Raw genomic sequence first — 291 nt, 5'->3', positions numbered from 1 at the left:
TTGGCTTGGCTACGTAGCTCAGTTGGTTAGAGCACATCACTCATAATGATGGGGTCACAGGTTCGAATCCCGTCGTAGCCACCACTTATACCGAAAGTATTTATACTTTCAAACAGATAAGAGAAACTACCAAATCTCAGAAAGCCAAGGCTTTCAGTCTGTAAAAAACTTTGCGATGGTGGCGGAATTGGTAGACGCGCTAGCTTCAGGTGTTAGTGTCCTAACGGACGTGAGAGTTCAAGTCTCTCCCTTCGCACCAAATACCTTGCTCGAAAGAGGGTCAGACAAGGC

At 46.4% G+C, this 291-nt stretch carries 2 tRNA genes; both read left to right on the top strand.

Annotation, left to right across the window (positions count from 1 at the left end):
* The first annotated feature begins 7 nt into the window (after positions 1-7).
* Positions 8-84, top strand: a tRNA-Met gene (locus LRP49_RS25245).
* 88 nt (positions 85-172) lie between these two features.
* A tRNA-Leu gene (locus tag LRP49_RS25240) sits at positions 173-259 on the top strand.
* Positions 260-291: the final 32 nt, after the last annotated feature.

It is taken from the genome of Enterovibrio qingdaonensis, from assembly GCF_028683135.1.
In the GTDB taxonomy this organism is placed as follows: Bacteria; Pseudomonadota; Gammaproteobacteria; order Enterobacterales; family Vibrionaceae; genus Enterovibrio; species Enterovibrio qingdaonensis.
This window is presented reverse-complemented; position numbering and strand designations above follow the sequence as displayed.